This is a genomic window from Chromohalobacter beijerinckii (assembly GCF_023061185.1).
Lineage (GTDB): Bacteria > Pseudomonadota > Gammaproteobacteria > Pseudomonadales > Halomonadaceae > Chromohalobacter > Chromohalobacter beijerinckii.
Genome location: NZ_JAKGAK010000007.1, coordinates 54,818 through 79,703, shown reverse-complemented (window position 1 = coordinate 79,703; position 24,886 = coordinate 54,818). Strand labels below are relative to the sequence as shown.

The 24,886-nt window shown below is 61.8% G+C and carries 23 protein-coding genes; 13 read left to right on the top strand and 10 right to left on the bottom strand.

Features of this window, described 5'->3' with window-relative positions; all coding sequences use genetic code 11:
* Positions 1-7: 7 nt before the first annotated feature.
* From coaBC to L1075_RS07850, 9 genes are all read right to left on the bottom strand, one after another.
* Positions 8-1,282, bottom strand: a complete 1,275-nt coding sequence (coaBC, locus tag L1075_RS07890) for a bifunctional phosphopantothenoylcysteine decarboxylase/phosphopantothenate--cysteine ligase CoaBC (RefSeq protein WP_246941280.1) — start codon at positions 1,280-1,282, stop codon at positions 8-10.
* Between the two features lie 73 nt (positions 1,283-1,355).
* Positions 1,356-2,531 carry a mannonate dehydratase gene (gene uxuA, locus L1075_RS07885; RefSeq protein WP_246941278.1) on the bottom strand — a complete coding sequence of 392 codons (1,176 nt, stop codon included), beginning with the start codon at positions 2,529-2,531 and terminating at the stop codon, positions 1,356-1,358.
* Between the two features lie 9 nt (positions 2,532-2,540).
* The gene (locus tag L1075_RS07880; protein ID WP_246941276.1) at positions 2,541-3,998 is read right to left on the bottom strand and encodes a mannitol dehydrogenase family protein; all 1,458 of its coding nucleotides are present in this window, start codon (positions 3,996-3,998) and stop codon (positions 2,541-2,543) included.
* Between the two features lie 6 nt (positions 3,999-4,004).
* Positions 4,005-5,285 (bottom strand): TRAP transporter large permease, encoded by a 1,281-nt coding sequence (locus L1075_RS07875; protein ID WP_040243079.1) that lies wholly within the window; start codon positions 5,283-5,285, stop codon positions 4,005-4,007.
* Entirely contained in the window at positions 5,285-5,857 is a 573-nt protein-coding gene (locus L1075_RS07870) for a TRAP transporter small permease (protein WP_246941274.1), read from the bottom strand. The genes L1075_RS07875 and L1075_RS07870 overlap by 1 nt, the downstream gene beginning before the upstream one ends.
* A gap of 75 nt (positions 5,858-5,932) precedes the next feature.
* Entirely contained in the window at positions 5,933-6,901 is a 969-nt protein-coding gene (locus tag L1075_RS07865; protein ID WP_246941272.1) for a TRAP transporter substrate-binding protein, read from the bottom strand.
* Between the two features lie 102 nt (positions 6,902-7,003).
* On the bottom strand, positions 7,004-8,026 hold the full coding sequence (locus tag L1075_RS07860) for a Zn-dependent oxidoreductase (protein WP_246941270.1): 1,023 nt from the start codon (positions 8,024-8,026) through the stop codon (positions 7,004-7,006).
* Between the two features lie 32 nt (positions 8,027-8,058).
* The gene (gene manD / locus L1075_RS07855) at positions 8,059-9,270 is read right to left on the bottom strand and encodes a D-mannonate dehydratase ManD (protein WP_246941268.1); all 1,212 of its coding nucleotides are present in this window, start codon (positions 9,268-9,270) and stop codon (positions 8,059-8,061) included.
* Positions 9,267-10,013, bottom strand: a complete 747-nt coding sequence (locus tag L1075_RS07850; RefSeq protein WP_246941266.1) for a GntR family transcriptional regulator — start codon at positions 10,011-10,013, stop codon at positions 9,267-9,269. The genes manD and L1075_RS07850 overlap by 4 nt, the downstream gene beginning before the upstream one ends.
* A gap of 171 nt (positions 10,014-10,184) precedes the next feature.
* Here L1075_RS07850 and radC point away from each other — a divergent pair, with 171 nt between their 5' ends.
* From radC to L1075_RS07800, 10 genes are all read left to right on the top strand, one after another.
* The gene (radC, locus tag L1075_RS07845) at positions 10,185-10,859 is read left to right on the top strand and encodes a RadC family protein (protein WP_040243070.1); all 675 of its coding nucleotides are present in this window, start codon (positions 10,185-10,187) and stop codon (positions 10,857-10,859) included.
* Between the two features lie 170 nt (positions 10,860-11,029).
* On the top strand, positions 11,030-11,266 hold the full coding sequence (gene rpmB, locus L1075_RS07840; protein WP_040243069.1) for a 50S ribosomal protein L28: 237 nt from the start codon (positions 11,030-11,032) through the stop codon (positions 11,264-11,266).
* A gap of 30 nt (positions 11,267-11,296) precedes the next feature.
* Positions 11,297-11,452: a 50S ribosomal protein L33 gene (gene rpmG, locus L1075_RS07835; protein ID WP_011508261.1), complete on the top strand. Its 156-nt coding sequence runs from the start codon at positions 11,297-11,299 to the stop codon at positions 11,450-11,452.
* A 99-nt stretch (positions 11,453-11,551) separates the two neighbouring features.
* The gene (gene mutM / locus L1075_RS07830) at positions 11,552-12,367 is read left to right on the top strand and encodes a bifunctional DNA-formamidopyrimidine glycosylase/DNA-(apurinic or apyrimidinic site) lyase (RefSeq protein WP_040243067.1); all 816 of its coding nucleotides are present in this window, start codon (positions 11,552-11,554) and stop codon (positions 12,365-12,367) included.
* 40 nt (positions 12,368-12,407) lie between these two features.
* Positions 12,408-13,598, top strand: coding sequence for a class I SAM-dependent rRNA methyltransferase (locus L1075_RS07825; RefSeq protein ID WP_040243065.1), 1,191 nt, complete (start codon positions 12,408-12,410; stop codon positions 13,596-13,598).
* Positions 13,599-13,600: 2 nt separating this feature from the next.
* Complete coding sequence (locus L1075_RS07820; RefSeq protein WP_040243064.1) at positions 13,601-13,924, top strand: putative signal transducing protein; 324 nt, start codon at positions 13,601-13,603, stop codon at positions 13,922-13,924.
* Between the two features lie 191 nt (positions 13,925-14,115).
* Positions 14,116-15,231 carry an alanine dehydrogenase gene (gene ald / locus L1075_RS07815; RefSeq protein ID WP_040243063.1) on the top strand — a complete coding sequence of 372 codons (1,116 nt, stop codon included), beginning with the start codon at positions 14,116-14,118 and terminating at the stop codon, positions 15,229-15,231.
* 99 nt (positions 15,232-15,330) lie between these two features.
* Positions 15,331-16,344, top strand: a complete 1,014-nt coding sequence (locus tag L1075_RS07810; RefSeq protein ID WP_040243061.1) for a tryptophan--tRNA ligase — start codon at positions 15,331-15,333, stop codon at positions 16,342-16,344.
* Between the two features lie 179 nt (positions 16,345-16,523).
* Positions 16,524-17,747, top strand: a complete 1,224-nt coding sequence (locus L1075_RS07805; RefSeq protein WP_040243059.1) for a YeeE/YedE family protein — start codon at positions 16,524-16,526, stop codon at positions 17,745-17,747.
* Positions 17,748-17,902: 155 nt separating this feature from the next.
* Positions 17,903-19,588 (top strand): NAD-dependent malic enzyme, encoded by a 1,686-nt coding sequence (locus tag L1075_RS07800; RefSeq protein ID WP_040243058.1) that lies wholly within the window; start codon positions 17,903-17,905, stop codon positions 19,586-19,588.
* Positions 19,589-19,676: 88 nt separating this feature from the next.
* Here L1075_RS07800 and acnA read toward each other — a convergent pair whose 3' ends face one another.
* Complete coding sequence (gene acnA, locus L1075_RS07795; RefSeq protein ID WP_246941264.1) at positions 19,677-22,409, bottom strand: aconitate hydratase AcnA; 2,733 nt, start codon at positions 22,407-22,409, stop codon at positions 19,677-19,679.
* A gap of 339 nt (positions 22,410-22,748) precedes the next feature.
* Between acnA and L1075_RS07790 the strand changes: the two genes are divergently transcribed.
* The 3 genes from L1075_RS07790 (at position 22,749) to trxB (ending at position 24,842) form a co-directional block, all read left to right on the top strand.
* Positions 22,749-22,958, top strand: a complete 210-nt coding sequence (locus L1075_RS07790) for a zinc ribbon domain-containing protein (RefSeq protein ID WP_246941262.1) — start codon at positions 22,749-22,751, stop codon at positions 22,956-22,958.
* A gap of 165 nt (positions 22,959-23,123) precedes the next feature.
* A complete protein-coding gene (locus L1075_RS07785) occupies positions 23,124-23,726 on the top strand; it encodes a peroxiredoxin (RefSeq protein WP_246941260.1) in 603 nt (200 codons plus the stop codon).
* 162 nt (positions 23,727-23,888) lie between these two features.
* Positions 23,889-24,842, top strand: coding sequence for a thioredoxin-disulfide reductase (trxB, locus tag L1075_RS07780; protein WP_075367726.1), 954 nt, complete (start codon positions 23,889-23,891; stop codon positions 24,840-24,842).
* Positions 24,843-24,886: the final 44 nt, after the last annotated feature.

The following is a 24,886-nucleotide window of genomic DNA, read 5'->3' as shown; positions in this document are numbered from 1 at the left end:
GGGTCCGTCAGTCGTGCGCCGCGGGGGCGCGGTGGGCGTAAAGCGTCAATACCCGGTCGACGATGGCATCGGCCAGGGTGGTCTTGGGCTGTGGCGGCAATGCTTGGCTGTCGGTGTCATCGCCGTCACGCCACAGCAATAAAGCGGCGTTGTCGTCGGCGCCGAAACCGAGCCCGGCCTGGGACACATCGTTGGCGACGATCATATCCAGGCCCTTGCGGGTCAGCTTATCGCGTGCATAGCGTTCCACATCACGGGTCTCGGCGGCAAAGCCTACTACCAACGGGCGCGATGAACGTGCGGCGATCTCGGCCACGATATCGGGATTCTTGACCAGCGTGAGCGTCATTGTCTCGTTGGCATCGGTCTTCTTGAGCTTATGGTCGGCGACGTGTTCGGCGCGGTAGTCGGCGACCGCCGCGCAGCCGATGAAAATATCGCTCTCGGTGGCGACGTGTTCGGCGGCGGCAAGCATTTCGCTGGCCGATGTCACATCGATGCGCTCGACTTCCAGGGGCGTCGCCAAGGCGACCGGCCCGCTGATCAAGCGCACGCGGGCGCCACGTCGGGCCCACGCCTCGGCCAGGGCATAGCCCATCTTGCCGGAGCTATGGTTGGAAAGATAACGCACCGGATCGAGCGCCTCATGGGTCGGCCCGGCGGTGATCGTCACCCGCAACGCCTCGGCATCGCGCACAGCCGGCGCGACGTCGGGCGCCGTGGAGCTAGGCGCATCCTCGGGCGCCATCGAAAGCTCGGCGACCAGCGCTTCCGGCTCGCGCATGCGGCCGGGGCCGACATCGCCACATGCCTGCTCGCCTCCATCCGGGCCCAGCAGGCGCCAACCCAGGGTGCGCAACGTCGCGGCATTGGCTTGGGTCGCGGGATGGCGCCACATGGCCTGATTCATCGCCGGTGCCATGACGCATTCCGCCTCACTGGCCAGGCACAGGGTGGTGAGCAGGTCGTCGGCATGGCCATGCGCCAGGCGCGCCATGAGATCGGCGGTAGCCGGCGCGACGAGGATCACGTCCGCCCAGCGCGCCAGTTCGATATGCCCCATGCCAGCTTCCGCCTCGGGGTCGAGCAGTGACGTGCGCACCGCTTCGCCGGTGAGTGCCTGAAGCGTCAGCGGGGTAATGAACGTCTGCGCGCCTTCGGTCATGACCACGCGCACCTCGCAGCCCGCCTTCTTCAATAGACGGGCGAGCTGAGCGCTTTTGTAAGCGGCGATACCGGCACTGATGCCGAGTAACACGCGCTTGCCGAAGAGTGTTGGCATGGCGGGAATCCTGACCGTTTTGCAGGCCTTCCACCTTACCATCGTGCCCCGGCTTTGCGTAGCGGACGCCGCTTCAAGCGCATAGCTGTTTGATGGCGATCTCTATTCCTCGCAATTCTGCCAGCCCCTTGAGACGCCCGATCAACGGATAACCCGGGCGTGTTTCGCGCGATAGGTCATCCAGCAGGTGATGGCCATGATCGGGGCGTAGCGGCAGTCGTGGATCGCCGTCACCCTCGCGGCGACGTTCCTCGTCGAGCAGGGTCTTGATCACGCCGACCATGTCGACATCACCATCGAGATGAGCCGCCTCATGGAAAGTTCGCGGGTCGGCCTCGCGCTTCGTGGCGCGCAGGTGGGCGAAGTAGATGCGCGAAGCGAAGCGCTCGCCCATCGCCACGAGATCGATGGCGTCGCTGACACCATAAGAACCCGTGCAGAAGGTCAGGCCGTTGGCAGGGCTGGGCACGGCATCGAGGATCCATTGAACGTCGTCGGGCGTCGAGACCACGCGCGGCAGGCCGAACAGCGAGCGGGGCGGGTCGTCGGGATGGATCGCCAGGCGAATGCCGACCTCCTCGGCCACCGGCACGATGGCGCTCAGGAAATGGCCGAGATTGGCGCGCAAGCGGGCGGCGTCGATCTCGGCATACTCGGCGATCACCTGGCGAAAGCGCGCCAGAGTGTAGTGTTCCTCGGCGCCGGGTAGCCCGGCGATGATGGTGTCGATCAGTCGCTGGCGCGCCGTTTCGTCGAGCGTTTCGAGATAGCGGCGTGCGGCCTCGCGTTCGGCGGTATCGTAGTCGCGTTCGGCGCCGGGGCGTTCGAGCAGGTACAGGTCGAAGGCCGCGAAGGCGGTTTGCTCGAAGCGCAGCGCGGTGCCACCGCCGGGTAGCGGCCAGGCCAGGTCGGTGCGTGTCCAGTCGAGAACGGGCATGAAGTTGTAGCAGACCACGTCGATACCGCAGGCCGCCAGATTACGCAATGTCTGCTGGTAGTGGGCGATGTAGGTCTCGCAGTCGCCGCGCCCCTTTTTGATGTCCTCGTGGACCGGCACGCTTTCGACCACCGACCAAGTGAGCCCCGAGGCTTCGATCAACGCTTTGCGCTCGGCGATTGCCTCGCAAGGCCAGGTTTCGCCGTTGGGGATCTCGTGCAGGGCGGTGACGATGCCGGTAGCTCCGGTCTGGCGGATGTCGTCGAGGGTGATCGGGTCGTCGGGCCCGAACCAGCGCCAGGTGTGTTCCATGGTCGTATCCTATCGTATCGGTACGTCGAGAATGGTCAGGGCCTCCTCGACGCCACATTCGTTCAGCGTGCGGTAGGCGTCGAGCACCGCGCGAGAGAAGCGGGCATCGTCGGCCAGCTCGCTTGGAAAAACGCTGTCGAGGGCGAGAAAGGCGGCGATCAGTGGCTCGGGCTTGTCGTGGTTGGCATGCAACGCAGCGAAGGTTTCGGCCATTGGGTCGTCGACCGGGTGGCTCTCGCCTGCCAGGTTGCTGGCGGCGGTATAGCGGATCCAGGCCGCCACGCCGAGCGCCGTGCAGGCGATCTCGCCGTCGGCTTCGAGCTGTTTCTGGGCACCGGTGAGCCAGCGCTGGGGCAGTTTCTGAGACCCATCCATGGCGATCTGTTGCAGGCGATGATGCAGGCTGTCATTGGTGAAGCGCTCGATCAGGCGGTCAGCGTAGGCCCCGAGATCGATGTCTGCCGGCATGGCCAATGTCGGTGCGGCTTCGCGGCGCATGTAGCCGCGCAGCAGGGCGGCGAATTCCGGACGACCGACGGCTTCTGCCACTGTCTCGATACCCGCCAGCGCGCCGAGATAGGCGAGCAGCGAATGGCTGCCGTTGAGCATGCGTAGCTTCATGGCCTCGAAGGGTGCGACATCGGCGACCATCTGCACGCCGTCGTGCTGCCAGTCGGGGCGACCCTGCGGGAAGTCGTCTTCGATCACCCATTGGCTGAAAGACTCGCAGGCCACTGCGACGGGGTCGTCGATACCCAGTGTGCGTAGGCGCTCGAACTCGGCTTCGCTCATCGCCGGGACGATGCGGTCGACCATGCTCGAGGGAAAGGCCACGGCATCGGCGATCCATTCGGCGAGCTTCTCGTCGCGCCGACGGGCCAGCTCGATCACTGCGCGGCGAGTGCGCTTGCCATTATCGGGCATGTTGTCGCAGCACAGCACCGTGAACGCTGGGGTGCCGGCCGTGAATCGTCGAGCTAGCGCTTCGACCAGCATGCCCGGTGCGGTCCGCGGTTGCGTGGGATTGGTGATGTCGTGGCGAATCGGCTCGGCGTCGAGCAGCAGCCGTCCGTCCGCCGGGTCGAGGTGGTAGCCCTTCTCGGTCACGGTCAGCGTGACGATGCGCACGCCTGGTTCGCTCATGCGGGCCAGCAGGGCCTCGAGATCCTCGCCTCCGGAGCCGGCATAGAGCGTCTCACGGATCGCCGCGATTTCGCGCAGGGTCAGGGTGTCGCTGTCGGTGTATTCGGCGACATGATAGCGCTGATCGCGTTCGCGCATCAGTTCGACGAGCTGGCGGTTGGAACGCAGGTTGGCGCTGGCGATACCCCACGGGCCGCCATCATGGCGGGCCAGGTTACGCTCCAGATAGACCGCTTGGTGGGCGCGGTGAAAGGCGCCCAGGCCGAGATGGACGATGCCCACCGGGGCCGGCGCGTGCGTGCTGGGTATCGATGTCGGGGTCATGGTCGATCAGTCTCCCATCAGCAGGTTGGGCAGCCACAGCGAAAGGGCCGGCACATAGGACACCAGTAGCAGCACCACCAGGTTGCAGATCAGAAACGGCACGATGGCTCGCGCCACACGCAGCATCGGCAGCTTGCCGATACCCGAGACAACGAAAAGGCAGACCCCGAGGGGTGGTGTGGTCAGTCCGATCATCAGGTTAAGTACCGCCATCAGGCCGAAATGCACTGGGTCCATGCCCACGCCGGTGGCTACTCCCAGTAGCGCGGGGAACAGAATGATCAGTGCGGCGATGGTCTCCATGAAGGTGCCGACCACCAGCAGGATCAGGTTGAGTATCAGGATGACGACGATGGGATTCGCGCTAAAGCCTAGGATCTGGTCGGCGATCATCTGCGGGATCTGCTGGCTGGTGAGAATCCAGCCGAACAGGTTGGCCAAGCCCACCAGCAGCATCAGCGAGCCCGAAGTCAGTACCGTATCGACGACGATCTGCGGCAGGTTGCGCCAGGTGATGCCCTTATAGACGAACATGCCGATCACCAAGGCGTACAGGCTGGCGACGATGGACGCCTCGGTGGGCGTAAAGAAGCCGCCGATGATGCCGTAGAGAATGATGAAGGTCATCATCAGTGCCCAGAATGCACTGCGTCCTTCCTTGATCAGTTCCTTGAAGGTCGAACGCTTCTCGCGCGGGTAGCCGCGCTTCACGGCCAGGATGTACACGGTGATCATCATCGCCAGACCCAGCAACAAGCCCGGAATGGCGCCGGCCAGAAACATCCGGCCGACCGAAACGCCGGATAGCGACCCGGCGATGATCATCGGCACGCTGGGGGGAATGATCGGCCCCACTGTCGACGAGGCGGCGGTCACTGCGGCGGCGAAGGGCTTGTCGTAGCCGGCTCGGGACATGCCGGGGATCATCACCGAACCGATGCTTGCCGCATCGGCCACGGCGGTACCGGAGATGCCGCCGAAGATCATCGAGCCCCCCACGTTGGCGAGCCCCAGTCCACCGCGGATATGCCCCATCAGGGCGTTCGCGAAACGCACGATGTGATCGGTGATGTTGCCGACATTCATCAGGTTGCCGGCAAGCACGAAACCGGGAATGCATAGCAGCACGAAGGTGTCGATACCCCCGTACATGCGCTGCGGGACGATGGTCAGCGAGATGTCCGATAGCAGTAGGTACGAAAGCGAAGCGATGCCCAGCGAGAAGGCGATGGGAATACCCACTAGCAGTAGGACCAGAAATACGCAGAACAGGACAGCGACTTCCATTACGGCGTCTCCCCGGTATGGGTCGATCCGCCGCGAGCAATGGCCACGCTGGCCTCGATCAGGCCGATCGCCGCATACAGGGCGGATAGGCCGAACAGGGCGACGGTCGAGAAGAAGATATAGTGCATATGGACCTCAAGCGTCGGCGAGGTCTGGAAGGCGCCCACCTGCGCGAATTGCATGGCGTAGGGGATCATCCATGCGGAGAAGACACCCACGACCAAACAACATAGTGCTCGGTAGACCAACTGGCTGCGCCGGCCTAACAGATGCTGGAAAAGTTCGACGTTGACGTGACGATTACGGCGAAGGACGAGGCCGGACGACAGCGCCACCATGTAGATGAATAGGTAGCGCGACAGCTCCTCGGTCCAGGCCGGGGAGCTAGGCAGCGCCACTCGGGAGACGATTTGCAGGATCACCACGGCGGCGATGGCTATCAGCGCCAGCGATGCGAGTAGGGCGAACAGGCGGTCGAGCCCGCTGACCAACCGCCCCCAGAGACCACCGAGGGGGGGAATCTCGGCGATGTCGTGCAGCGGATCGCTCGATATGGAATCGGAATCGCTCATCAGGAATGTTCCTCGGCGAGTCGGCAGAGTGCCGGGGCCGTCATGCTCAGCCCCGGCGTGGGGGGAAGTGCCCGATCAGAGGTCCTGGATCGCCTCATAGAGCTTTTGTTGTTCGTCATTGAGCGACGCTTTGACAGCCGGTTCGGCCTCGTCGGCGAAGGCTTTTTGATCGACTTCGACGAACTCCATGCCGGCTTCTTCGAGCGCATTACGCAGACGCTTCTGGTCCTCGTCGAAGAGTTTCGCCTCATAGGACTGCATCTGCTGAGCCGCATCGAGGACTACCTCTTGCAGGTCCTCCGGCATTGACTCGAGTTTGTTCTTGCCAATCACCACGTAGATCCAGCTATGCACGTGATCGGTCATGTTCACGTAGTCCTGAACCTCGTTGAAGCTGGCGCTCTCGATCAGCGAAAGCGGGTTCTCCTGGCCGTCGATGGTGCCCTGCTGCAGCGACGTGAAGACCTCGCTAAAGGCCATCGGCGTGGGCTTGGCGCCGAGCGCCTGCCAGGTATCGACGAACAGTGGCACGTTGGGTACGCGTAAACGCAAGCCGTCAAGATCAGAGGGCTTCTTGATCGGCTGGTTGGACGTCAGCTCACGCGGACCACGTTCGAACCAAGCGATCGGTACCAGGCCGGCTTTCTCCTCGATCTGTTGTTCGATCTGCTTGCCGATATCGCCCTCGACTGCCTTGCGCAGATGTTCGGAATCGCGGAAGGCGTAGGGCACGGCCATCATCGCTGCCTTGGGGGCCCAGTTCTGCAAACTTTCCCCGGTGATGGTCATATCAGCGGTGCCGAGTTGAATGCTGTTGATGACTTCCATCTCGGTGCCCAACTGCTCGTTGGGAAATATCTGTACGTCGATGCGGCCGTCGGATTCCTCTTCGACGACTTTTTTGAAGCGCTCGGCGGCTTTGTTCCAGATGTTTTCTTCGTTGGCCAGGTGGCCGAACTTGAGGGTGTAATCCGTGGCTGTGGCGAACGGGGCGGCGAGTATGCTTGAGCCGATGACGGCGCTGGCGAGTAGCTGTTTGAGCATGACGTTCACTCCTGACTCTGTTGATGGCTGTTGTTGTTGAGCGTTGAGTAATGGTTTGCAGTCGATGGTTGGCGCGTGCGAGGGATCGAATCGCCTAGCGTTTCAGGCCTCGAGTTCGATGAGTACCTTGCACACGCGTTCCGGGTGATGGTCGATCATATGGATCGCCTCACCCATCTCGGCGAAGGGCAGCCGGTGGCTGACCAGCGCCGTGGCATCGAGCCGCCCGCTGGCGAGCATCTCGATGACTTCGGGGAACTTGCGGTTGTTGAGTCGTGAGCCGACGATCGTCAGCTCCTTCTTGATAACCTCGAGTTGAACCAGGTCGCTGGGCGTCGTGTTGAAACCCAGTAAGCCAATACGTCCGGCCGGCGAGGCGATCCGTGCGAGCTGAGGGAACAGCGCCGGTACGCAGGCGGCGTCGGCGATCAACGGCACGCCCTCGCCGCTAGTGCGCTCGGCCATCACGGCTTCGAGATCTTCCCGCTGACCGTTCACCGTGTGGCTGGCGCCCAGTGAGCGGGCGACGTCCAACCGGTCGTCGATGACGTCGCAAACGGTGATGTCAGTGAGCCCTTGGGCTCGAGCGACCTGGAGGATCGTCAGGCCGATGACGCCGGCGCCGAGGATCAACAGGGCATCGCCGTCGTGAGGCTGCATGCGCTCCAGCACGTTGGCCGCGATGGTGTAGGGCTCGACCAGCGCGGCCTGATCGAGAGCGATGTTCTCGGGCAGCCGATGAGCGTTAGCGGCGGGAACGCTGACCTGGTTGGCGAAGCCGCCGTTGCGGTGCACACCGATCACCTGCATGGCGCTGCAGACGTTGGGCCGACCGATACGGCACGGGTAGCACTCGCCGCAGTTGATGACCGGGTCGATGCATACTCGGTCACCCACCGACACGTTCTCGACGCCCTCGCCTACTGCTTCGACGACGCCGGCGAACTCGTGGCCGGTAATCCGCGGGAAGCGCACGAAGGCGTTGTCGCCGTGAATGATGTGCATGTCCGAGCCGCAGATACCGGCGAAGGCGACGCCGACGCTCACCTCGCCAGCGGCGGCTTGCGGGGCATCGATGTCAACGATGCTGAAATCGTGGGGGGCGCGAACCTCAAAGGCTTTCATGACGGACTCCGCTCTATGAAAGGGAAACGGGATTACCAGTGCCAGAGCGTGCCGTCTTCAAGACGGTTGACCGGCAGACTGGCGCGTTTGTAGGGGTACTTGGCCGCGAGCTCCTCATCGATATCGACACCGTGTCCCGGAGACTCGCCCACCAGGAAATGGCCGTCCTCGAAGCGATAGTCGTGGGGGAAGACCTCATCGGTGAGTGGGTCGTGGGGCATGTGTTCCTGAATGCCGAAATTGGGTACCCAGGTGTCGAAGTGAATCGCCGCGCCCAGACATACCGGCGATAGGTCGGTGGGGCCATGGAAGCCGGTACGTACATGATAAAGCGCAGCCAAATCGGCGACGCGGCGCATCGCGGTGATGCCGCCGCCGTGGGTGAGCGGCATGCGGATATAGTCGATCCACTGGTTCTGGATCATCTCTCGGCAGTCGTGGATCGAATTGAACACCTCACCGATTGCCAGCGGCGTGGTGGTGTGTTCGCGGATCAAGCGCAGGCTCTCCTGGTTCTCGGCCGGCACGCAGTCTTCCAACCAGAACAAGTGATAGGGTTCAACGGCCTTGCCCAATCGCGCTGCCTCGATCGGCGTCAGGCGATGATGGACGTCGTGCAGGACGTGCAGTTCGTCGCCGAAGCGCTCGCGTACTGCGGCGAACAGCTTGGGCGCATGATTAAGGTACTTTTCGGTGCTCCAGACGTGCTCGGCAGGCAGTGATGAGTCGGCCGGCTCGTAGCGCTCGCCGGGGTTCTTGGCCACGCCGTAGGTGGTCTTGATCCCCGGCACGCCGGACTGGACGCGCACTGCGCGATAGCCCATCTCGACATGACGGGCGACTTCCTCGAGGCAGTCATCGATTTCCTGGCCGGTGCAGTGGGCGTAGGTCATGACGCGCTCACGGCTTTTGCCGCCGAGTAACTGATAAAGCGGCATGCCCGCGGCCTTGGCCTTGATGTCCCATAGCGCCATGTCGACGGCGGCAATGGCGGTCATGGTCACTGGGCCACGCCGCCAGTAGGCACCGCGATAGAGATACTGCCAGGTATCTTCGATGCGGCTGGCATCGCGGCCGATCAATGTCGGCACGACGTGTTCGTCGAGGTAGGCCGTCACCGCCATCTCGCGGCCGTTCAGGGTGGCATCGCCGATGCCGTAGGTGCCGGACTCGGTGACGATCTTGAGCGTCACGAAGTTGCGCCCGGGGCAGGTGACGATGGTATAGGCGTCTTGAATCTTCATGCACTGGCTCCAGACAGCAGCGAGGTTCGACGACCACCCGTCGAGGTGGACGTGAAGAGTTCGGGAAAGCGTTCGACCAGGTCCGGTAGCGAGCTGAGTATTTCGCGCAGGTGTTCCCTCACGGCCTTTTCAGCAGCCTCGGGATCGTGCGCCATGATGCTTTCGAGAATGTGGGTATGCTGATCGATCAGCTTCTTGATCGGCGTGGCGTCCGGCACGCTCAGGTAGCGCACGCGGTCGAGTTGGGCCTTGACCTCTTGTGTCACGCGCCAAGCGGCGTCGTGTCCGGTCTCTAGCGCGAGGGTACGGTGGAATGCTTCGTCGAGACGGTAGAAACGGTCATGGTCCTGCGTTTCGATGCAGCGTTGCTGGCGGTCGATGAGCTCATGAAGCTCATCGCGTACCACTGGAGCGAGCCCCTGTTCGGCGGCGTCTCGTGCGACCGCGATCTCGATGGCTTCGCGCACGAAACGTGCCTCCATGACATCGGCTTGAGAAATGTGCACGACGTAAGTACCGCGCTGGGGACGTACCTCGATCAGACCCGACTCCGAGAGTCGAATAAAAGCTTCGCGTACGGGTTGCCGGCTGACCGCGAAGGTCTCGGCGATTTCTTTCTCCGACAGTGCCTGGCTGGGCGCCAACGTCATGCGAATGATCGATTGGCGCAGGACCGCATAGAGGCGTTGACGGACATTACCGTCGGGTTGTTCGTCCCAGAGCGCGAGCAGCGATGGCGTCATGTGAAGATCCTGCCTCGTTTCGTTGTCTGACTAGTATGGTAGTCAGGTTAGATAATCATGCGATGCAACTTTGGTTGGGGGTGATCGGTGTGCGATATTGCTCATTAATGAGATATTGCTGATATTGTGTCTGGGTATGCCGTGACATCCGCAATCTGAGGGGAACTGGCGATGGGAATACGCGATTGGCCGGAAGGCGAACGCCCGCGTGAAAAGTTGCTCACTCTGGGGGCGCCGGTGCTGTCGGATGCCGAGTTGCTGGCGATTTTTCTACGTGTGGGCGTGAAGGGGCGTTCGGCGGTGGACCTTGCACGTGACCTGCTGGTCGCTTTCGGAGGTCTGCGGCCGTTGCTGGAGGCCGATCAGGCGCGCTTTTGCGCGGAGCATGGCCTGGGCGAGGCCAAGTATGTGCAGCTTCAAGCCTCGCTGGAACTTTCCCGGCGCCACCTGGGGAGCTTGTTGGAGCGTGGCGGCGCTCTGACTTCGCCGGCCTTGGTGCGCCAGTTCTTGACCTCGCAGTTGCGTCACCTGCCCCACGAGGCATTCGCGGCATTGTTTCTGGATACGCAGCACCGCGTGATTCGCTTCGAGACGCTCTCGGAAGGCACGCTCGACAGTGCATCTGTCTACCCGCGTGAGGTGTCGCGCCGGGCGCTGGCGCTCAATGCCGGGGCGTTGATCTTTGCTCATAACCACCCTTCGGGCGTGGCCGAGCCGAGCGACGCCGATCGTCGAATCACCCAGCGGCTCAAGGAAGCATTGGGGCTGTTCGAGATCCGTGTGCTGGATCATTTCGTCGTCGGCGATGGTGAGGTAATATCGTTTGCCGAACGCGGATGGCTTTAAGGCCGTTTCTGCGATGCCAGGCTGGCCGTCCGTCGAGCCTCCGCAAGCTTGCGGCAAGGCTTGACGTCTGGTATAAAGTACGCCCTTTGAATCAGGGCAGAAGGCGGTAGCCTGCCATTCCCGGTTTGCCCGACAGGTTTTGAACAACTCGCCAGTGGTTGGAGGCTTCCATGTCCCAAGTATGTCAGGTTACCGGCAAGCGCCCGGTGACTGGTAACAATGTTTCTCACTCCCAGCGGAGAACACGTCGTCGCTTCTTGCCGAACTTGCACACCCATCGTTTCTGGGTGGAAGCCGAAAAGCGCTTCGTCAAGCTGCGCGTTTCCTCCAAGGGCATGCGCATCATCGATAAGAAGGGCATTGAAGAAGTGCTCAGCGATATCCGCAAGCGTGGTGATCGCGTCTAAACAGCGCGTCCAAACAGGGAGTAACGAGTCATGCGTGACAAGATCAAGATGGTGTCCAGCGCCGGAACCGGCCATTTCTACACCACCGACAAGAACAAGCGGAACACGCCGGATAAGCTCGAAATGAAAAAATTCGACCCGGTCGTCCGCAAGCACGTGATGTACAAGGAAGCCAAGATCAAGTGATCTTGGCCCTCCTTCGCCTCAGGTGACGTTCACCTGTCAGAAAAACCCGGGTCGCTCCGGGTTTTTTTATGCCAGCAAGAAAAGTGGCGGGAGACCAGCATGCCCGAACTCCCTGAAGTCGAGACGACGCGTCGCGGTATTGCGCCCTATATAGAGGGGCACGAGGTCCGTGAAGTCATCGTGCGCCAGCCGCGCCTGCGCACCCCGGTGCCGGATGACCTGGCGGATACGCTCGTCGGTCAGCGAGTCGGCACGCTAGGGCGGCGCGCCAAGTACCTGCTCATGCCTGTCGGCGAGCGTACCTTGTTATGGCATCTTGGCATGTCCGGTAGCCTGCGCGTGGCGCGTCTCGGCGATATGCCCAGAAAGCACGATCATGTCGATCTGGTCATGGAGGATGGCGCGATCCTGCGTTATCACGACCCTCGGCGTTTCGGCATCGTCGATTGGCTGCAGGGCTCGCTTGGCGACGATCCGCGCTTGGCGCGTCTGGGCCCTGAGCCGTTGTCGCCGGATTTCGACGGCGATCGCCTCTATCGGCTTTCACGCAAACGGCGCATTGCCGTCAAGCCGTTTCTGATGGATAACGCCGTGGTGGTGGGTGTTGGCAATATCTACGCCAGCGAAGCGTTGTTCCTGGCAGGGATCGACCCTCGGCGTGCGGCGGGACGTATCTCTCGTGAGCGCTATGAGCGCCTGGCCGAGGCGGCACGCGAGGTGCTGGCGGCGGCGATCACGCAGGGCGGTACGACGCTTCGCGACTTCGTCAGCGGCACCGGCGAGCCCGGTTATTTCGCTCAGCGCCTCAACGTCTATGGGCGGCAAGAAGCGCCCTGCCGGCGTTGCGGCGAGCTTCTACGCTTGGCTACGCTGGGACAGCGGGCCAGCGTTTTTTGTCCCCACTGTCAGCGCTGAGCGCTTCGCGCCGCGCGATATCTTTGCCAAGAGGTTTTCCGTGACCGAACGTCTACGCCTCAAGAAAAACGCCGATCGTCGTCTCAAGGCGGGCCATTTATGGCTCTATTCCAATGAGATCGACATCGCGACTACGCCGCTGAAGGATTTCGAACCGGGTGCCCAGGCGGTCATCGAGGCCGCCAATGGCAAGCCGATGGGCATCGCCTACGTCAATCCGCACTCGCTGATCTGCGCGCGTATCGTCTCGCGGGACGTCGATGTGCGTCTTGATCGTTCACTATTTGTCCACCGTTTCAAACAGGCGTTGAGCCTGCGCGAGCGGATGTTCGCCAAGCCGTTCTATCGCCTGGTGTATGGCGAGGGCGATCTGTTACCGGGGCTCATCGTCGATCGTTTCGATGACGTGTTGGTCGTGCAACTCAATACCGTGGGCATGGACCGGTTGCGTGAAGAAATCGTCGCCGCGCTCGAGAAGGTGCTGGCGCCGCGCGCCATCGTGTTCAAGAACGATTCCTCCGGGCGCCGTCAGGAGCAGCTCGGCGATGAGGTCGAGGTGGCCTATGGTGAGTTGCCTGACCAGGTGCTGCTCGAGGAAAACGGCGTGCGCTTCGTGGTGCCGGTGCTGGATGGCCAGAAAACCGGTTGGTTTTTCGACCATCGCGCTAACCGGGCATGGCTCAATGGCCTGGTTGCCGGCAAGCGCGTGCTGGACGTGTTCAGCTACGTGGGCGGTTGGGGCGTTCAGGCGGCCGCGCATGGCGCTAGCGAGGTGCTGTGCGTGGATAGTTCCGCCCAGGCCTTGGAGCGTGTGGCCGAGAACGCCGCTCTTAATGGTTTGGCCGAGCAGGTGGCCGTCGGTGAGGGTGAGGCTTTCGAGGCATTGGCAGCCCTCAAGGCGGAAGGTGAGCAGTTCGATGTGATCGTGCTCGACCCGCCGGCCTTCATCAAGCGGCGTAAGGACATTCCCAACGGCGAGCGCGCCTATTCGCGGCTCAATCGTGAGGCGATTCGGCTGCTGGGGCGCGATGGCATGCTGCTTTCAGCGTCGTGCTCGATGCACCTGGCGCCGGAGCGCTTGATGGAGTGCGTGCGGGGCGCGGTGCGCCATCAGGACCGTCACGGGCAGGTCATCTATCAGGGCCACCAGGGGCCTGATCATCCCGTGCATCCCGCGATTCCCGAAACCGCTTACCTCAAGGCCATGGGTGTGCGGGTTTTCCGCAACTGAGCATGACGTTGGATAGCGTTCGCGTCTTTCGCCATCCCAACGCGTTGCTGGTCAACCACGTGCACAACGTGCTGGTCAGCGCCGGGCTGGTGCCCGTGTTGCGCAACATGACCCTCGGCGGTGGCGCCGGTGAATTGCCCCCCGGTGAGTGTGAGCCGGAGGTCTGGGTACCGGTGGGGCATCGTCAACGCGCCGAGGCGTTGGTCGATGAGGCTCTCAACGGCCCCGCCGAGGATTGCCCGAACTGGTGCTGCCCTGCCTGTGGTGAATGGCTGGAAGGCGTCTTCGATACCTGCTGGCAATGTGGCCAGGCACGTCCCGTCTGAGGCGCGAAGGGTGTGCACGGCATGGCCGGCGCAAATCGTCCGGCCATGTACGCTGTCAGCGTAAAGTTTTCTATAAAAGCGGTGCTTTATAGCACGTCATCCCGTTTTGTCTTCTCCCTCCGATTCCTGTGCGTGTGCTGTAATGAATAGTTGTTGAGCCTATTTCGATCACGTCATTAAGCGGAGGCGCCATGAAAATCGCCGTACCTAAGGAAATCAAGAACCATGAGTATCGTGTCGCCTTGACGCCAAGCGTGGTGCGCGAACTTGTGGCACGCGGGCATCGCGTGGCAGTGCAGGCATCGGCGGGCGAGGGGGCCGGCTTCCCTGACGCTGAGTATGAAGCGGCGGGAGCCCATATCGAGCAAGATCTCGATGCGCTCTGGGACAACGCCGAGTTGATCGTCAAGGTGAAGGAGCCGCAGCCGGAAGAGGTCAAGCGCCTCAAGCCGAGCCATACGCTATTCACCTACCTGCATTTGGCCGCCGAGGAGTCGCTGACACGGGGGCTGATGGACAGCGAAGCGACCTGCATCGCCTATGAAACGATCACCGACGAAGAAGGCGGTTTGCCGCTGTTGGCACCGATGAGTCGCGTCGCCGGCCGCATGGCCGTCCAGGCCGGTGCGCATAGCCTGGAAAAAGCACAAGGCGGTGCGGGTATTCTGATTCCAGGGGTGCCCGGCGTGGCGCCGGCCAAGGTCACCGTGATCGGCGGTGGCGTGGTCGGGGAGAACGCCGCGCGCATGGCGCTGGGGTTGGGCGCGGATGTCACCGTGCTCGATAAGTCGCTGGAGCGGCTGGAAGTGCTCGACCATCGCTATCAAGGGCGTCTGAATACCGTGTACTCGACGGCGGATGCCTTGGAAACGGCGGCCCGCGAGTCGGATATCGTCGTCGGAGCGGTGCTAGTGCCGGGCGCGCAGGCGCCTAAGCTAATCACCCGTAAGATGCTCGGCGATATGCGTCCAGGCAGTGTGTTGGTGGACGTTGCCATCGATCAGGGCGGCTGCTTCGAGACGAGCCGCGCGACGACCCACGCCGATCCTACCTATGTCGTGGATGGTGTGGTGCATTACTGCGTCGCCAACATGCCCGGCGCCGTGGCGCGCACTTCCACTCAAGCGTTGACCAATGCCACCTTGCCGTTCGTACTGGCATTGGCCGACAAAGGCTGGCAAGGCGCCCTGGCGGAAGATCCTCACTTCCTCAAGGGGCTCAACGTGCATGCCGGACACATCACGCATCCGGCGGTGGCCCAGGCATTCGGTCTGGAGGCGGTCGACCCCAAGAGCCTGATGGCATAGCGATGGACCAGGACGTTCCGGCTAGGCCCGGTCGCCTTGGCCGGGACGTCGTTGTACACTGGGCGGATTCTCACATTTCGTTGCGATCAGCCCAATTTCATGACCAAGACACGCGTTCTGACCGGCATCACCACCACCGGTACCCCGCATCTCGGCAACTATGTCGGGGCCATCAAACCGGCCATCGAGGCCAGCCAGCGTCCCGATGTGGATTCCTTCTACTTTCTTGCTGACCTGCATGCGTTGATCAAGTGTCAGGATCCTAAGCGCGTGCAGCAATCGCGCCTGGAAATCGCCGCCACCTGGCTGGCGCTGGGCCTGGATACCGACAACGCCGTTTTCTATCGTCAATCGGACATTCCCGAAATCCCCGAGCTGACCTGGATGCTGTCCTGCGTCTGCGCCAAGGGGCTGATGAACCGCGCCCATGCCTACAAGGCGGCGGTGGCCGAGAACGAAGAGCTCGGCCATCAGGATATGGATAAAGGCGTGAGCATGGGGCTGTTCGGTTACCCGGTGCTGATGGCGGCGGATATCTTGATGTTCAATGCCAATAAAGTCCCGGTGGGGCGCGACCAGATCCAGCATATCGAGATGGCGCGCGATATGGGCGGGCGCTTCAACCATCTCTACAAGGGCCAGTATTTCACGCTGCCCGAAGCGGTGGTCGACGACAAGATGGAGGTATTGAACGGGCTCGATGGCCGCAAGATGTCCAAGAGTTACAACAACACCATCCCGTTGTTCGTCTCGGAGAAGAAGCTCCAGAAGCTGGTGCGCAAGATCAAGACCAACTCCCTAGAGCCCGGCGAGCCCAAGGATCCCGACAGCTGCACGCTGTTCCAGATCTTCTCGGCGTTTGCCTCCGCCGAAGAAACCGCCACCATGCGGGCCGACTACGAGAACGGCATCGGCTGGGGCGAAGCCAAGGACCGGGTCTTCGAATACCTCAACGCACACCTGCGTGAACCTCGCGAGCGGTATAACGCCCTGCTCGAGGACCCCGGGCATATCGAGAACGTGCTCAAGCAGGGCGCCGAAAAGGCACGCGCCGAGGCGCAACCCCTCATGGAGCGTGTGCGAGAGGTCGCTGGCCTGGGGCGTTTCGTGTAACGCCACATCTGCTTTTCTTATCGGCGCATCTTGCGCGCTGCCAAGGCCCGTGTCGTGAGACATGGGCCTTTTATATTGCCAAACGCTATAGCGTGAATGCGTTTTATGAATTTTTAAAAGGTCTGGGCAGACGCTAAGATAGACAACAATTTCCATTCAAACGATGACAGGAGGGTGTGATGCCTGACGCATCTAGCGTTTCGTCCGCTTCGCTGACGTCTCGTCGCGGCGTGCCACCGTTGGCATTGGCGGCGGCGATAGTCTTGCTCCTGGGCGCTCTGGCCGTAGGCACGGCTTTCGGGGTGGCCAAGGGGCTGCTCATGATCGTAGGGGGCGCCTTGGGCATGGTGCTCTATCATGCCGCGTTCGGCTTTACTTCCGCGTGGCGCGTGTTCATCACCGAGCAGCGCGGGCGAGGCCTACGCGCGCAGATGGTCATGTTGGCCTTGGCGGTGGTGCTGTTCTTTCCTGCTCTCGGCGCGGGCACGCTGTTCGGTACACCGGTCTCTGGTTATATCTCGCCCATCGGGGTCTCGGTTCTAGTGGGGGCCTTCCTGTTCGGTCTGGGCATGCAATTGGGCGGTGGTTGCGCCTCGGGCACCTTGTTCACGGTGGGCGGCGGTAATGCGCGCATGGTGATTACCCTGGTTTTCTTCATTATCGGCTCCTTGGTCGGCACGGCGCATTTTGCCTGGTGGCAGACGTTGCCGGCGTTCCAGCCGACGTCGCTGCATGGCTTGTTCGGCGTGGGCGGCGGTATCGTCGTCAGCCTGACGTTGTTCGCCGCGATCGCGGCGTTGACGGTGGCCATGGAGAAGCGCCGGCACGGTCAGCTCGAACGCGCGCCTAAAGTCGAGGCCGGTCGCTCGCGCTGGCTGCAAGGCCCTTGGCCGCTATTGGCCGGCGCAGTGGGACTGGCGGTGCTCAATTTCATCACGCTGGCGCTCGCCGGACGCCCATGGGGCATTACCTCGGCATTCGCGCTGTGGGGCGCCAAGGGCTTCGAAGCCTTGGGCGGCGATGTCAGCGGTTGGGGGTATTGGCAGGCGGCCGGCAATGAGGCGGCCTTGAACGCCAATGTCTGGAGCGATATCACCACGGTCATGAACGTGGGCATCATTCTGGGGGCGATGGCCGCCGCGGCGCTGGCGGGCCGTTTCGCGCCGAAATTCAATATTCCGTTACGCTCCGTAGTAGCGGCAGCCATCGGCGGGTTCCTGCTGGGTTATGGGGCGCGCCTCGCGTTCGGGTGCAACATCGGCGCCTATTTCGGGGGCATTTCGTCGGGCAGCTTGCACGGCTGGCTGTGGTTGGTCGCGGCGTTTGCCGGCAACATGCTGGGCGTCAAATTGCGCCCGTTGTTCTTCTCAGGTCCTTCACGTCCCGTAACGCGCAGTGGCTGAGCCATAGAATCGATACGCGCAAATGATGCACGGCGTCCTTCGGGACGCCGTGCGTCTTTGTGGCGTGCGCGGGTGGCAAGGCGGCGTGATATAGTTAAGCTCGAGCCGTGCGGAGCCCTAGAGCTCCGAGTTCCGTCACCTGCGTGAGGCAAACGATGAGCGAAACATCCAAGCGTCCCCTTTATATTCCTTATGCCGGCCCCTCACTGCTGGAGATGCCGCTACTCAACAAGGGCAGCGCCTTTACCAGTGAAGAGCGTGTCGAGTTCAATTTGGTGGGCCTGTTGCCGCAGAATGTCGAGAGCATCGAAGAGCAACTCGAGCGCGCTTATCACCAATACACTCTTTGTCAGAACAACCTCGACAAGCACATTTATCTGCGGGCGATTCAGGACGACAACGAGACGCTGTTCTTCCGTCTACTGGAAGAGCATCTCGAGGAAATGCTGCCGATCATTTATACCCCCACGGTGGGGGAGGCATGCGAAGAGTTCTCCAATATTTACCGTAACCACCGCGGGCTCTTCATCTCTTATCCCGATCGTCACCGCATGGACGACATCCTGCGTAGCGCTACCAAAGACAAGGTGCGCGTGATCGTAGCCACCGACGGTGAGCGCATCCTGGGACTGGGCGATCAGGGCATCGGTGGCATGGGCATTCCCATCGGCAAACTGTCGCTTTATACCGCCTGTGGCGGCATCAGCCCGGCTTACACATTGCCCATCGTGCTCGATGTGGGCACCAACAATCAGAAACTGCTCGACGATCCCATGTACATGGGCTGGCGCCACCCGCGGGTCAGTCAGGAAGAGTACGACGAGTTCATCGGCATGTTCATGGAGGCGTTGCAGCGTCGCTGGCCCAACGTGCTGTTGCAGTTCGAGGACTTCGCCCAGACCAACGCCATGCCGTTGCTCGAGCGTTATCGCGACCAGCTGTGCTGCTTCAACGACGACATCCAGGGCACGGCGGCGGTGTGCGTAGGCACGCTGCTGGCGGCCTGCAAGACCAAGGGCGAGGCGCTCAAGGATCAGACCATCGCGTTTCTCGGGGCCGGCTCGGCGGGCTGCGGTATCGCCGAGCAGATCGTCGTGGCGATGACCATGGAAGGCCTGAGTGAGGCCGAGGCGCGCCGTCGTGTCTACATGGTCGACCGTTTCGGATTGTTGACCAGCGACATGGAAGGGCTCTACGACTTCCAGCAGCGCCTGGCGCATGAGACCGCCACCTTGAGCGATTGGGATACCCAGGCCCGTGACCTGCTCGACGTGGTGCGCAATGCCAAGCCCAGCGTGTTGATCGGGGTCTCCGGTCAGAGCGGCCTGTTCACCGAAGAGGTGATCAAGACGCTGCACGCCGGTTGTGCCCAGCCGCTGGTGATGCCGCTTTCCAACCCGACCTCCAAGGTCGAGGCTGTCCCCCAAGATCTTCTCGACTGGACCCAGGGCGAAGCGCTGGTGGCGACGGGCAGCCCCTTCCCGCCGGTGCGCGTCGGCGAGCGCGACGTGGCGATCGCTCAGTGCAACAACGCCTATATCTTCCCAGGTATTGGCCTTGGGGTCGTGGCGACCAATGCGTCCCGTGTCACCGACAAGATGCTGATGGCGGCTTCCAATGCGTTGGCCCAGGGCGCGCCCATCGTCAAGACCGGCAAGGGCGCTCTGTTGCCCTCGCTGGGTGACATCCGCGAGATCAGCAAGGACATCGCCTTCGCCGTCGCCAAGCAGGCTCAGGAGGAAGAAGTCGCGCTGTCCTCTAGTGACGAGGCGCTGTGGGATGCCATCGAACGTCACTTCTGGTATCCGCGTTATCGCGCCTATCGGCGCCGCGCCTTCTAAACGCACGCCTCTCGACCCATCGACAAAAAACACCCCGCCGGCAATGCCGACGGGGTGTTTCTCATGGCGCTAACTCAGCGCGAGGCGATCAGAGCATGCTACGCAGCACGTAGTGCAGGATGCCGCCGTGACGGTAATAGGCCATCTCGTTGGCGGTATCGATGCGGCACAGCGCTTCGATCTTCTTCTCACCTTTATCGGAGGCGATGGTCACCTTGACCTTGGCGCCGGGCTCGATATCGGCGATGCCCTCGATGGAGATCGTTTCGTCGCCTGTCATGCCGAGCGACTTGCGGTCCTCGCCCTCGGGGAACTGCAGCGGCAACACGCCCATACCGATCAGGTTGGAGCGGTGGATGCGCTCGTAGGATTCGGCGAGTACGGCGCGCACGCCCAGCAGGCGCGTGCCCTTGGCCGCCCAGTCGCGGCTCGAGCCGGTGCCGTATTCCTTGCCGGCGACCACTACCAGCGGCGTGTCTTGCTCGACGTATTTCATCGCCGCATCGTAGATCGCCATCTGCTCGCCGCTGGGCACATGGCGGGTATAGCCGCCGACGACGTCATCGAGCATCTCGTTTTTGATGCGTACGTTGGCGAAGGTGCCGCGCATCATCACTTCGTGATTGCCGCGCCGTGAGCCATAGGAGTTGAAATCCATGGGCTTGACGCCGTTTTCCTGCAGATAACGGCCGGCGGGGCTGTCCGGCTTGATCGCGCCGGCGGGCGAGATGTGGTCGGTGGTCACCGAGTCGCCGAACATGGCCAACACGTTGGCATCTTTGACGTCTTCCAACGGCGCAGGCTCCTTGCCCATGCCTTCGAAGAACGGCGGATGCTGGATGTAGGTGGACTTGTTGTTCCACGCATAGACATCGCTTTCCGGTACCTCGAGCGACTTCCAGATCTCATCACCCTCGAAGACCTCGCTGTACTCCTTGCGATACATCTCGGTCCGGACCTGTTCGACGGCTTCGGCGATTTCCGCCTGGCTGGGCCAGACATCCTTCAGGTACACCGGGTTGCCATCCTTGTCATTGCCCAGCGGATCCTTGGAAAGATCGATGCGCATGTTGCCGGCCAAGGCATACGCCACGACCAAGGGCGGTGATGCCAGCCAGTTGGTGGGCACCAGCGGATGGATACGGCCTTCGAAGTTGCGGTTGCCGGAGAGCACCGAGGCCACCGTCAGATCGCCTTCGTCGATGGCTTTCTCGATCGGCTCGTGCAAGGGGCCGGAGTTACCGATGCAGGTGGTGCAGCCATAGCCGACCAGGTTGAAGCCGAGTTCGTTGAGGTCGCTCTGGGTGCCGCTGGCGTCGAGGTAGTCGGTGACCACCTTGGAGCCCGGTGCCAGTGAGGTCTTGACCCAAGGCTTGGTGGTGAGGCCCTTCTCGACGGCCTTGCGCGCCAACAACCCAGCGGCCAGCATCACGCTGGGGTTGGAGGTATTGGTGCACGAGGTAATGGCAGCGATGACCACGGCGCCGTGGTTGAGCTTGAAGTTTTCGCCATCGACCTCGCAGTGCTGGCTGTCTTCGTTCTCCACGCTTTCGTCGGTGCCCACGGCGGTCTGGCCGCCTTCGGAGAGCCACTTGCCCTGCTCGGTGGGCGCAGCGTCCGGCTTGCGATCACTGAGGATCTTCTCGAAGGTAGACTTCATGTCGGTCAGCGCGACACGATCCTGCGGACGCTTGGGCCCGGCCAGGCTGGACTCGACTTCGTTCATGTCGAGGTGCAGGACATCGCTGAAGACCGGCTCGGCACCGGGTTCGCGCCACAGCCCCTGCGCCTTGGTATACGCCTCGACGAGCTCGATCTGATGCTCGTCACGGCCGGTGAGGCGCATGTAGTTGAGGGTTTCCTCGTCGACCGGGAAGAACCCGCAGGTGGCACCGTATTCGGGAGCCATGTTGCCGATGGTGGCACGATCCGCCAGCGGTAGATCCTTGAGGCCATCGCCGTAGAATTCGACGAATTTACCGACCACGCCTTTCTGGCGCAGCATTTGAGTGACCGTCAGCACCAGGTCGGTGGCAGTGATGCCTTCGCGCAGCTTGCCGGTCAGTTTGAAGCCGATGACCTCGGGGATCAGCATCGAGACCGGCTGGCCAAGCATTGCGGCCTCGGCCTCGATACCGCCCACGCCCCAGCCAAGCACGCCCAGGCCGTTGATCATGGTGGTGTGGGAATCGGTGCCCACGAGCGTGTCCGGATAGGCGAACGTCTTGCCGTTTTCTTCCTTCGTCCACACCGTCTTGCCGAGATACTCCAGGTTGACCTGGTGGCAGATACCGGTACCCGGCGGCACGACGCGGAAATTATCGAACGCCTGCTGGCCCCAGCGCAGGAATTCGTAACGTTCGCGGTTGCGCTCCATCTCGATGGCGACGTTGTCCTTGAACGATGACGGATCGCCGTAGTGATCGACCATGACTGAGTGATCGATGACCAGATCCACAGGGGAAAGCGGATTGATGCGGTCGGCCGATTCGCCAAGACGCTTGACGGCGTCGCGCATGGCGGCCAAGTCCACGACCCCGGGAACACCGGTGAAGTCTTGCATCAACACGCGTGCCGGACGGTAGCCGATTTCGCGAGTGGAGCGCCCCTCCTTTTGCCAGTCGACGAGTGCCTGCATGTCGTCGGAGGAGACGCTTTCATCGTCGCCATAGCGTAGTTGGTTCTCGAGCAATACCTTGAGTGTCATGGGCAGGCGCGAAGCGTCGCCAAACGCTTGGGCAGCCTTGTCCAGACTATAGTAGTGATAGGTATGATCGCCGACATCGAGTGTCGATAACGTATTCTGTGGAGCTTCGGACATGGGGCCCCCTCCTCATCAATGCTGGACGATTTTTCATGGCGAACGCCGAACCACGTTGCCCTTGGCATGCTGGAAAGGTCTGAAGACCATTCGATGGTTCGGTTCGCCGCGAGTCAGGTTCCTTCGACAATGTCTACAATATCATCGATACCGGAGACATTGTCATGATAAGCCTTTATTTCAAGCGCGCCCATGTCACCAAGGTGGCAAGTTGGATAATGCCTGAAGCTTGGCATGCCAGTCTTGTGCGAGAATTTCGACGCCTTGGCTTGAAAGAGGGCAAGGGCGACCCGACATTCAGTCGGTAATGCGCCGTACTCAAGGACGGCAGGAGTCGGTATGAACGAAGAGATGTTGTTGTCATGGCCGGCGAAGTGCCCTTATTGCGACGCATCTTTCGAGATGTTGATCGATAGCAGTGTGGGTAGCCACGCTACTTGGGAGGATTGCCCTCAGTGCTGTGCGCCGATTCAAGTGCGTGTGACGGTTTCGCCGTTCAGCGGCGAACTTGAAGACGTCATGCTAGGGCAAGACGACGACGTATTCTGAGCGCTTCCTGGGCTGGATATGCGGCTATGTTGGACGTGGCATATCGACCCGATAGGGAGCGCCTATATTGCCCATTGGGGCAATCAAATTGGCATAAAAGAAGCCCGCCGGTAACCTTGGCAGGGTTTCAGTATAGTCATCCACCCGACTTTTCAGGAGAAATGAATGAGCGTATTGGTTGGACGTCAGGTACCCGATTTCGAAGCGGCAGCTGTTCTGGGCGATGGCACCATCGTCGAAGACTTCAAGCTGTCCGAAACCAACGGCAAGCTGCGTGTCGTCTTCTTCTGGCCGCTGGATTTCACCTTCGTTTGCCCGTCCGAGATCATCGCGCATGACAATCGTCTGGCGCAGTTCCGTGATCTTGGCGTCGAAGTGATTGGGGTATCCATCGACTCACAGTTCACTCACCACGCATGGCGCAAGACCTCTCCCGAGAAGGGCGGCATTGGTGAAGTCGGCTTCCCGATGGTGGCTGACGTCAAGCACGAGATCACGCAAGCTTTCGGCATTGAGCATCCGGAAGCCGGCGTCGCTCTGCGCGCGTCCTTCCTGATCGACGAAGACGGCGTCGTTCAGCACCAGACCATCAACAACCTGCCGCTGGGCCGCAACGTCGATGAGATGCTGCGCATGGTCAAGGCCCTCAAATTCCACCAGAAGAACGGCGAAGTCTGCCCGGCTGGCTGGGACGAAGGCCAGGAAGGCATGAAAGACACCGCCGAAGGCGTCGCCAAGTATCTGGGCACGCACTCCGACGAACTGTAAGCGTTGACACGTTTACAACGAAGGGCGGCCAATCGGCCGCCCTTTGCCGTGTCGGCAAGCATTTACTGCGAATGGTGTGTGGCCTGCGCGTGACGCGTGCATGCCACACAGCATTTTTTGGTCCAGCTGCCGGCCAGCGTATCCCGTAAGCGAGGTTTCCCCATGAGCGACGTGCGTCACGAACGACTGATCATTCTCGGCTCCGGCCCTGCCGGTTACACGGCGGCTGTCTATGCGGCACGCGCCAATCTCAAGCCGCTGCTGATTACCGGTATGCAGGCGGGCGGCCAGTTGACGACCACCACTGACGTGGACAACTGGCCGGGCGACGCCGAAGGCGTTCAAGGACCGGAACTGATGGAGCGCATGCGTAGCCATGCCGAGCGTTTCGATACCGAGGTGCTGTTCGACCATATCAACGAGGTCGAGCTGCGTGAGCGCCCGTTCGTGCTCAAGGGCGAAAACGGCACCTATACCTGCGATTCCTTGATTATCTCTACCGGTGCCAGCGCGCGTTACCTGGGGCTGCCGTCGGAAGAAAAGTTCATGGGGCAGGGGGTATCCGCCTGCGCGACCTGCGACGGCTTCTTCTATCGCGGTCAGGAAGTCGTGGTCATCGGTGGAGGTAACACCGCCGTCGAGGAAGCACTGTATCTTTCCAATATCGCGACCAAGGTCACGCTGGTGCATCGCCGCGATAGCCTGCGTGCCGAGAAAATCCTGCAGGACAAGCTGTTCGATAAGGTCGAAAACGGCAACATGGAGATCGTCTGGAACCACACGCTCGAGGAAGTGCTGGGTGACAATACTGGCGTCACCGGGGTGCGTTTGATCTCCACCGTCGATGGCGCTTCGCGCGAGATTCAAGCGCCGGGGCTGTTCGTCGCCATCGGCCATTCGCCGAACACGGGTATCTTCGAAGGCCAACTGGACATGAATAGCGGCTATATTCGGGTCAAGTCCGGCCTCGACGGCAATGCCACCATGACCAGCGTGCCGGGCGTCTTTGCCGCCGGCGATGTGATGGATCACGTCTACCGTCAGGCGGTGACCTCCGCGGGCACCGGGTGCATGGCGGCGCTCGACGCCGAGCGCTATCTCGACGGCCTAGAGTAAAACCGACGGCCTAGAGTAAAACCGTTTCGCCGCGCTATGTGGTG

Bases quoted from the DNA above. Each gene is read 5' to 3' on its own strand.
- L1075_RS07850 (WP_246941266.1), bottom strand. From the start codon at position 10,013: ATGACGCCATCGCTGCTCGCGCTCTGGGACGAACAACCCGACGGTAAT.
- rpmG (WP_011508261.1), top strand. From the start codon at position 11,297: ATGCGTGACAAGATCAAGATGGTGTCCAGCGCCGGAACCGGCCATTTC.
- rpmB (WP_040243069.1), top strand. From the start codon at position 11,030: ATGTCCCAAGTATGTCAGGTTACCGGCAAGCGCCCGGTGACTGGTAAC.
- L1075_RS07880 (WP_246941276.1), bottom strand. From the start codon at position 3,998: ATGACCCCGACATCGATACCCAGCACGCACGCGCCGGCCCCGGTGGGC.
- L1075_RS07820 (WP_040243064.1), top strand. From the start codon at position 13,601: ATGACGTTGGATAGCGTTCGCGTCTTTCGCCATCCCAACGCGTTGCTG.
- L1075_RS07810 (WP_040243061.1), top strand. From the start codon at position 15,331: ATGACCAAGACACGCGTTCTGACCGGCATCACCACCACCGGTACCCCG.
- coaBC (WP_246941280.1), bottom strand. From the start codon at position 1,282: ATGCCAACACTCTTCGGCAAGCGCGTGTTACTCGGCATCAGTGCCGGT.
- L1075_RS07875 (WP_040243079.1), bottom strand. From the start codon at position 5,285: ATGGAAGTCGCTGTCCTGTTCTGCGTATTTCTGGTCCTACTGCTAGTG.
- uxuA (WP_246941278.1), bottom strand. From the start codon at position 2,531: ATGGAACACACCTGGCGCTGGTTCGGGCCCGACGACCCGATCACCCTC.
- mutM (WP_040243067.1), top strand. From the start codon at position 11,552: ATGCCCGAACTCCCTGAAGTCGAGACGACGCGTCGCGGTATTGCGCCC.
- L1075_RS07805 (WP_040243059.1), top strand. From the start codon at position 16,524: ATGCCTGACGCATCTAGCGTTTCGTCCGCTTCGCTGACGTCTCGTCGC.
- L1075_RS07790 (WP_246941262.1), top strand. From the start codon at position 22,749: ATGAACGAAGAGATGTTGTTGTCATGGCCGGCGAAGTGCCCTTATTGC.
- L1075_RS07865 (WP_246941272.1), bottom strand. From the start codon at position 6,901: ATGCTCAAACAGCTACTCGCCAGCGCCGTCATCGGCTCAAGCATACTC.
- L1075_RS07785 (WP_246941260.1), top strand. From the start codon at position 23,124: ATGAGCGTATTGGTTGGACGTCAGGTACCCGATTTCGAAGCGGCAGCT.
- acnA (WP_246941264.1), bottom strand. From the start codon at position 22,409: ATGTCCGAAGCTCCACAGAATACGTTATCGACACTCGATGTCGGCGAT.
- manD (WP_246941268.1), bottom strand. From the start codon at position 9,270: ATGAAGATTCAAGACGCCTATACCATCGTCACCTGCCCCGGGCGCAAC.
- L1075_RS07860 (WP_246941270.1), bottom strand. From the start codon at position 8,026: ATGAAAGCCTTTGAGGTTCGCGCCCCCCACGATTTCAGCATCGTTGAC.
- trxB (WP_075367726.1), top strand. From the start codon at position 23,889: ATGAGCGACGTGCGTCACGAACGACTGATCATTCTCGGCTCCGGCCCT.
- L1075_RS07870 (WP_246941274.1), bottom strand. From the start codon at position 5,857: ATGAGCGATTCCGATTCCATATCGAGCGATCCGCTGCACGACATCGCC.
- L1075_RS07800 (WP_040243058.1), top strand. From the start codon at position 17,903: ATGAGCGAAACATCCAAGCGTCCCCTTTATATTCCTTATGCCGGCCCC.
- radC (WP_040243070.1), top strand. From the start codon at position 10,185: ATGGGAATACGCGATTGGCCGGAAGGCGAACGCCCGCGTGAAAAGTTG.
- ald (WP_040243063.1), top strand. From the start codon at position 14,116: ATGAAAATCGCCGTACCTAAGGAAATCAAGAACCATGAGTATCGTGTC.